General features: G+C 62.0%; 7 protein-coding genes. All 7 read left to right on the top strand.

All coding sequences use genetic code 11. The features are described 5' to 3' along the window. Window positions 1-8: 8 nt before the first annotated feature. The 7 genes from JKL46_RS28635 to JKL46_RS28665 all read left to right on the top strand — a co-directional run bounded on the left by JKL46_RS28635 (window position 9) and on the right by JKL46_RS28665 (window position 7,265). Window positions 9-614, top strand: coding sequence for a TRAP transporter small permease (locus tag JKL46_RS28635; protein ID WP_201840046.1), 606 nt, complete (start codon window positions 9-11; stop codon window positions 612-614). Then, window positions 611-1,891 (top strand): TRAP transporter large permease, encoded by a 1,281-nt coding sequence (locus tag JKL46_RS28640; protein WP_201840049.1) that lies wholly within the window; start codon window positions 611-613, stop codon window positions 1,889-1,891. The genes JKL46_RS28635 and JKL46_RS28640 overlap by 4 nt, the downstream gene beginning before the upstream one ends. Before the next feature lie 74 nt (window positions 1,892-1,965). Continuing rightward, window positions 1,966-2,982, top strand: coding sequence for a TRAP transporter substrate-binding protein (locus JKL46_RS28645; RefSeq protein WP_201840052.1), 1,017 nt, complete (start codon window positions 1,966-1,968; stop codon window positions 2,980-2,982). 95 nt (window positions 2,983-3,077) lie between these two features. Beyond that, window positions 3,078-4,970, top strand: coding sequence for a TIM barrel protein (locus tag JKL46_RS28650; RefSeq protein ID WP_201840067.1), 1,893 nt, complete (start codon window positions 3,078-3,080; stop codon window positions 4,968-4,970). 69 nt (window positions 4,971-5,039) lie between these two features. Further along, entirely contained in the window at window positions 5,040-5,768 is a 729-nt protein-coding gene (gene pcaH, locus JKL46_RS28655) for a protocatechuate 3,4-dioxygenase subunit beta (protein WP_201840070.1), read from the top strand. Continuing rightward, on the top strand, window positions 5,768-6,361 hold the full coding sequence (gene pcaG / locus JKL46_RS28660; RefSeq protein WP_201840055.1) for a protocatechuate 3,4-dioxygenase subunit alpha: 594 nt from the start codon (window positions 5,768-5,770) through the stop codon (window positions 6,359-6,361). The genes pcaH and pcaG overlap by 1 nt, the downstream gene beginning before the upstream one ends. Window positions 6,362-6,416: 55 nt before the next feature. Then, window positions 6,417-7,265, top strand: coding sequence for a 3-oxoadipate:acetyl-CoA acetyltransferase (locus JKL46_RS28665; protein ID WP_201840058.1), 849 nt, complete (start codon window positions 6,417-6,419; stop codon window positions 7,263-7,265). Window positions 7,266-7,454: the final 189 nt, after the last annotated feature.

Genomic DNA, 7,454 nt, shown 5'->3' on the forward strand with positions numbered 1-7,454 from the left:
AAACGCCGATGCACATGCTCGTGGAAGGCTATTTCAAGCTGCTGAAGGTTCTGATTGCGCTCTTTCTGGCAATCATGGTCGTTCTCGTTTTCGGCAACGTAGTGCTGCGCTACGCCTTCAACTCCGGCATCACCGTCTCGGAGGAGGTCTCGCGCTGGCTCTTCGTCTGGCTGACCTTCCTGGGCGCCATCGTGGCCCTGCGCCAGCATGGCCATCTCGGTGTCGATGCCCTGGTCCGGCGCCTGCCGAATGCAGGCAAGCGCGCCTGCCTGATCGTCACACAGATCCTCATGCTCTACGCCACCTGGCTGCTGCTCCAGGGCAGCTGGGAGCAGACCCTGATCAACTGGGATGTGGCGGCGCCGGCCTCCGGCCTCTCGACCGGCTGGTTCTATGGTGTCGGCATCGTCTTCGGCATCTCAACCGGCCTGATCCTGATTGCCGATCTCTACCGCACGGTCACCGGCAAGGTTTCTGACGAGGAGCTTGTCATGGTCAAGGAGTCGGAAGAGCAGGAGGAGTTCGAGGCGCTCAAGCAGGAAATCGCCGAGCGCGACCGCCGCGAAAGCGAACTTGCCACCCCCGCACCCACACCCCGGAAGGTGCAGTCATGACCATCGCGATCTTTGTCGGCTCCCTTCTCGGTACCATGGCGATCGGAATGCCTATCGCCTACGCCCTGCTCATCAGCGGCATCGCCCTGATGTACTATATGGATCTGTTCGACGCTCAGATCATCGCCCAGAACGTCATCAACGGCGCTGACAGCTTCCCTCTCCTGGCGGTGCCGTTCTTCATGCTGGCCGGCGAGATCATGAACACGGGCGGCCTGTCCAAGCGCATCGTCGACGTTGCCTTGGCGCTGGTCGGCCACGTGAAGGGCGGCCTCGGCTACGTGGCCATTCTGGCCGCATGCATTCTCTCGGCCTTGTCCGGCTCGGCCGTGGCCGATGCTGCGGCTCTCTCGGCCCTGCTCGTGCCCATGATGGTCAAAGCCGGCCACAGCAAGTCGCTCTCCGGCGGGCTCATCGCCGCCTCCGGCGTGATCGGACCGGTGATCCCGCCCAGCATCGGCTTTGTGGTGTTCGGCGTCGTGGGTGGTGTGTCGATCACCAAGCTGTTCCTGGCCGGCCTGGTGCCCGGGATCCTGATCGGCCTTGGGCTCGCCTTCGCCTGGTGGTGGGAGGTGCGTAAGGAGAACATCGTCAGCCCGCCCAGGAAGTCCGCCCGTGAGCTCATGCAGGCTCTGCGCGAGGGTGTCTGGGCTTTGATCCTGCCCTTCATCATCATCTTCGGCCTGAAGTTCGGCGTCTTCACCCCGACCGAAGCGGCGGTGGTGGCGGCTGTCTACTCGCTGATTGTGGCGGTGTTCGTCTACCGCGAACTCAAGATCTCGGAGCTGTTTGCCGTCTTCGTGACATCGGCTCAGACAACCGCCGTCGTCATGCTGCTGGTGGCCGCGGCTCTGGTCTCGGCCTGGCTGATCACCGTATCGGAGATTGCCACCTCCGTGGTCGACCTGCTCGAGCCGTTCATGGGCAACCAGACGCTGCTCCTGATCGCCATCATGGTGCTCGTGGTCATTGTCGGAACGGCCATGGATATGACTCCGACGATCCTGATCCTGACGCCGATCCTGATGCCGGTGGTCAAAGCGGCTGGCATCGACCCGGTCTATTTCGGCGTGCTGTTCATCGTCAACAACTCGATAGGCCTGATCACGCCACCGGTCGGCACCGTGCTGAACGTGGTGGCCGGCGTCTCGCGCATCAGCATGGAAGACCTGATGAAGGGTGTTTGGCCCTTCCTGCTGGCGCAGCTGGTCGTGCTGTTCCTCATGGTGCTGTTCCCGCAGCTCGTCATGTGGCCCGCCAAATTGATCGGAGGATAGCAGGCGACAATTCACTACCACGGTGCCGAGCACCGGACAAACCATCCTGAAAAAACGTTAGGGAGATCAGAGTCATGAAGCATTTCGGAAAGGTCATCGGCAGTGCATTGCTGAGCAGCGTGTTCCTCCTGCCAGGATCGGCAAACGCCGAGATCAAAGAGCGCACCATTCGATTTGCGTTCCAGAACGCGCAGGAGCATCCGCAAGGGCAGGGTGCCAAGAAATTCGCGGAGCTGGTCGAGCAGAAGAGCGGCGGCAAGATCAAGGTTCGTCTGTTCCCGAGCGGCCAGCTGGGAGGCGACCTGCAAACCGTCTCGTCGATCCAGGGCGGTACCCTTGATATGACGGTCCTGAATGCCGGCCTTCTCGTCGGCCAGGTCAAGGAGTTCGGCCTCTTCGATCTGCCGTTCCTCTTTGACAGCGCGAAGCAGGCGGACGCGGTCGTTGACGGTCCCTTCGGCCAGAAGCTTTCGGAGACGCTCGTTCCCAAGAACCTTGTCGGTCTCGGCTATTGGGACCTGGGCTTCCGTAATCTCACGAACAGCCGCCGTCCCGTGACGAAGCTCGAAGAGATTCAGGGCCTCAAGGTTCGCGTCGTGCAGTCGCCGCTCTACATCGATCTGTTCAACACGCTCGGAGCCAACGCAGTCCCGCTGCCCTTCCCGGAACTCTATACAGCCCTGGAGCAGAAGACGGTCGACGGCCAGGAAAACCCTGCGACGGTGATTCAGACATCGAAGTTCGCCGAAGTGCAGAAGTATCTCACGTTCACCCGGCACGTGTACAATCCGCAGATCGTGATCTTCAGCAAGCGCGTTTGGGATCGCTATGACGCTGAAGAGAAGAAGCTCGTCGAAGAGGCTGCGGCGGAGGCGAAGGCCTATCAGCGCCAGGTATCCCGCGATGCCGAGACCAAGGCGATCGAGCAGCTCAAGGCTCAAGGCATGCAGCTGACCGAGCTGTCGCCGGAGGAGGTTACGAGGCTGCGGGACAAGGTGAAGCCGGTCACCGAGAAATTCGCGAAGGAAGCGAGCGAGGCCGCTTCTAAGGAACTCTTTGCGGAGATCGAGAAGGCCCGCGCGACGCGCTGAGTCTCCCGCTCAATGAATATTCGTGCTGGCGGATGAACGCCGCCAGCGCAGCCATCGAAATCGTCAGCATCTCGCAGGATGAAGGTAGTAACGCCGTGCAAACCGCCATCGCCACCGTTTGTCTCAGCGGTACATTGGACGAGAAGCTCCAAGCTATCGCGGCAGCCCAGTTCAAGGGGGTCGAGATCTTCGAGAACGATCTGTTGTCGTTCAACGGAACGCCGACGGATGTGCGCCATATGGTCGAGGGACTTGGCCTCGTCAATGCGGTCTTCCAACCCTTCCGCGACTTTGAAGGCATGCCGGAGCCGAAGCGTGCCAAAGTATTCTCGCGCGCCGAGCGCAAGTTCGACGTCATGCAGGAACTTGGCTGCGACTTCCTGATGGTGTGCAGCAATGTCTCGCCCGACAGCCTTGGCGGCATAGATCGGGCTGCCGCGGACTTCTACGAGCTCGGGGAGCGGGCGGCCAAGCGCGGTATGCGGGTGGCATTCGAAGCGCTGGCTTGGGGGCGCCACGTCAACGATTACCGCGATGCCTGGGAGATTGTTCGCCGGGCCAATCACCCAGCAGTCGGTCTCGTCCTCGATTCCTTCCACATTCTCGCGCGCGGGACGGATCTGGCGGCAATCCGCTCCATCCCGAAGGAAAAGATCTTCCTCGTTCAGATGGCGGATGCGCCGAAGCTCGACATGGATTATCTGTCCTGGAGCCGCCATTACCGCTGCTTCCCGGGGCAGGGGGATCTTCCGATCGATTCCTTTATGGATGCTCTCCAGGCGACCGGCTTCGACGGCCTGCTTTCGCTCGAGATCTTCAACGATCGCTTCCGGGCCGGCTCAGCGCGCAGCGTCGCGCTCGACGGTCAACGCTCGCTGCTCGTCACGCTGGATCAGCTTCAGCGACGCACAGGTGTTCCGGTCCCGGACCTACCCAAGCTTCCTCCTCGTGCCGCTTGCCACGAGATCGAGTTCGTCGAGTTCGCCATGGACGAGAGAAGTGCCGAGCCATTCAAGCAGGTTTTGACGGGGCTCGGCTTTGTCAAGGCGGGCAAGCATCGCTCCAAGGACGTCACCCATTGGCGTCAGGGCGACATCAATATTGTCGTGAACAGCGACAAAGAGGGCTTCGCCCATTCCTTCAACATCACCCATGGGCCCTCAGTATGTGCCATCGCGTTGCGGGTCGATGATGCTCCCGCGACGATCGAGCGGGCGGTGCAGCTCCTGGATCAGCCGTTTGCACAGCCGGTGGGTCCAGGTGAGTTGGACATCCCGGCGGTGCGAGGTTTGGGAGGGAGCCTGATCTACTTCGTCGATCACAAAACCGGCCTCGACCGCCTGTGGGATACGGATTTCGAGTCCACGGTCGACGGCGCCAGCGAATTTACAGGCGCAGGGCTCACAACTGTCGATCATGTATCCCAGTCGATGTTTTATGAGGAGATGCTGACCTGGCTTCTCTTCTACATTTCCCTGCTCGATGTGCAGAAGACACCGGTCCAGAACGTGATCGACCCGGGCGGTGTGGTGCAAAGTCAGGTCGTGGCGACCGAAGACGGCGCAGTACGCCTCATTCTCAATGCCTCTCAAAGTCGTCAGACACAATCGTCCCGCTTTCTGACCGACATGTACGGGTCGGGAGTTCAGCATATCGCACTCGCGACTGCGGACATTTCCGCGACGGTCGAACGGCTGAAGGCGAGCGGCGTCGAGCTGCTTCCGATACCCGAAAACTACTACGAAGACCTCGAGACGCGCACTGATCTTTCAGACGACGAAATCGAGCGGCTGCGGGCTGGCAACATTCTCTATGATCGGGAGGGTTCCGCCGAGTTCTTCCAAGTCTACACGAAGACGCTGGAGAATGGGTTCTTCTTTGAGATTGTCGAGCGTCGCGGATACGAGGGCTTCGGCGCCGTGAATGCTCCGATCCGCCTTGCCGCGCAAACGCGTCTGGCGCTCTCCGCGGCACCGCCTCAGTTCTGACGAGTTGGAGGGATTCCCATGCAGCGAAAAGCCATCCTGAGCGAAGTGAGCGGGCCCCGTCAGGAGCAGATGACGGGCCTGGAAGGCGGCTTCTATCAGCGGGACCGGAGCTGGCATCCGGCTGCGCTGACGCCGCAATACAAGACCTCGGTGCTGCGCTCGCCGCAATATCCGCTTCTCGCGCTCGAGAACACAATTTCCGAAATGACCGGGCCGCGCTTCGGCCACGGCACGATCGGCCCGCTCGACAACGACCTGATCCGCAACTTCGCCAAGACCGGTGATGCCATCGGCCAGCGCATCATCGTCTATGGCCGCGTGCTCGATGAGAACGCACGGCCCGTGCCCGGCGCGCTGGTCGAGTTCTGGCAGGCCAATGCGGGCGGCCGCTACCGCCACAAGAAGGAAACCTATCTTGCCGCCATCGACCCGAATTTCGGCGGCTGCGGGAGGGCCATCACCGACGCAGAGGGGCGCTACTGGTTCCGCACCATCAAGCCCGGCGCCTATCCGTGGCCGAACGGCGTCAACGACTGGCGCCCGGCCCATATCCACTTCTCGCTCTTCGGCCATGCCTTCGCCCAGCGCCTGATCACCCAGATGTATTTCGAGGGCGACCCGATGATCTGGCAATGCCCGATCGTCTCGACGATTGCCGACAAGGCGGCGATCGACCAGCTGACCGCCGTGCTCGACCGCAACGCCACGCTGCCGATGGACGCGCTCGCCTACAAGTTCGACATCGTGCTGCGCGGGCGGCGCTCGACCATGTTCGAGAACCGGATGGAGGGGAACTGATGGTTCAGACACTCACGACGCTCAAAGAGTCGCCCTCGCAGACCGCGGGGCCTTACGTCCATATCGGCGCAACCCCGAACTGGGTCGAGATCACCGGCGTTTGGGACGAGGATCTCGGCCTCGTCCTCGTCGGCCCCGAGACCAAGGGCGAGCGCATCATCGTCAAGGGCCGCGTCTTCGACGGCTCCGGCAACGTGATCAAGGATGCGCTCATCGAGATCTGGCAGGCCGATGCGGACGGGCTCTACAACAGCCCGGAGGAGAAGCGCGGCAAGGCCGATCCGAATTTCGTCGGCTGGGGCCGCCAGCCGACCGACGGCACGACGGGCGAGTACCGCTTCGAGACGATCAAGCCGGGCCGTGTGCCCTACAAGGACGGCCGCCTGATGGCGCCGCACATCACGGTGTGGATCGTGGCGCGCGGCATCAATATCGGCCTGCACACGCGGCTGTATTTCGGCGACGAGGAGGCGGCCAACGCGGAGTGCCCGGTGCTGGCGCGCATCGAGCACAAGTTCCGGCTGCCGACCCTGATCGCCGCGCGCAGCGAGGAGAACGGCATGCCCACCTACACCTTCGACATTCGCCTCTAGGGCGAGAACGAAACCGTCTTCTTCGATATTTGATCTCTAGACCAGGACCTCTACGATGAAGCCTGTCGTCATCGCCGTCGCCATCACCGGCTCGGTGCCGCGCAAGAAGGACAATCCAGCCGTTCCGATCCTGCCGCCCGAGCAGGTCGAGAGCACGCGGGAGGCTTACGAGGCCGGAGCGACGCTCGTGCACATTCATGTCCGCAACGATGACGAGACATCCTCGTCCGATCCGGAGCGGTTCCGGCAGGTGCAGGAGGGAGTGAACCGTCTCTGCCCGGGGATGATCGTGCAGTTCTCCACCGGCGGGCGCGGACGTGACCCGTCGCTCCGCAGCTCTGCGCTCTACCTGCGGCCTGACATGGCTTCGCTGTCCACAGGCTCGGTCAACTTCCCGACCATCGTTTACGAGAACCATACGATTCTGGTGGAGGAGATGGCCGGCAAGATGAAGGAGTTCGGTGTCAGGCCCGAGATCGAGATCTTCGATCTCTCGCATCTGCACGGGGCACGGCGGTTGGCTGACAGAGGTCTGCTCGACGAGCGCCCGCACATCCAGTTCGTCATGGGCGTGCAGAATGCCCTGCCGGCCGAGGAAGGCCTGCTCGACATCCTGCTGAAGGAAGCCAGGAGGCTTTTTCCAGCCTGCACCTGGACGGCCGCAGGCATCGGTCGCCATCAAGCGCAGGTCATGGAATGGGCGTTGATGCGTGGGGCCGATGCAATCCGCGCCGGACTCGAAGACAATGTCCGGATCGCCAAAGACCGTTTGGCCGCGTCAAACGCGGAACTGGTATCCTTGGCGGCTGATGCGGTACGCCGCCACGGCCGGCATATCGCCACCGCCGGTGAGGCCCGTGCGCTTCTCGGGATCAAGCCCGTTCAAGGCATCCAGACGGCCTGACCGTTTGCATATCAGGTCCGCGTTGAAGAACGGGGTGATGGCTGGTGAGTTCCACGCAGCTTCTGCTGCGGAGCGTTCGCTCGAGGATGGATCTCTCTTAAGAAAGGCAGGGTGATGGACAAGGTATACAGCGATGCGCGCGTGGCGCTGGCTGGTGCGGTCAAGGATGGGATGACCATCATGGCCGGC

Origin of the sequence: Microvirga zambiensis WSM3693 (assembly GCF_016735695.1) — a bacterium.
Classification (GTDB): Bacteria; Pseudomonadota; Alphaproteobacteria; order Rhizobiales; family Beijerinckiaceae; genus Microvirga; species Microvirga zambiensis.

Coding starts and splice junctions, on each gene's coding strand:
- JKL46_RS28665 (WP_201840058.1), top strand. CDS start 6,417: ATGAAGCCTGTCGTCATCGCCGTCGCCATCACCGGCTCGGTGCCGCGC.
- pcaG (WP_201840055.1), top strand. CDS start 5,768: ATGGTTCAGACACTCACGACGCTCAAAGAGTCGCCCTCGCAGACCGCG.
- JKL46_RS28635 (WP_201840046.1), top strand. CDS start 9: ATGCACATGCTCGTGGAAGGCTATTTCAAGCTGCTGAAGGTTCTGATT.
- JKL46_RS28640 (WP_201840049.1), top strand. CDS start 611: ATGACCATCGCGATCTTTGTCGGCTCCCTTCTCGGTACCATGGCGATC.
- JKL46_RS28645 (WP_201840052.1), top strand. CDS start 1,966: ATGAAGCATTTCGGAAAGGTCATCGGCAGTGCATTGCTGAGCAGCGTG.
- pcaH (WP_201840070.1), top strand. CDS start 5,040: ATGACGGGCCTGGAAGGCGGCTTCTATCAGCGGGACCGGAGCTGGCAT.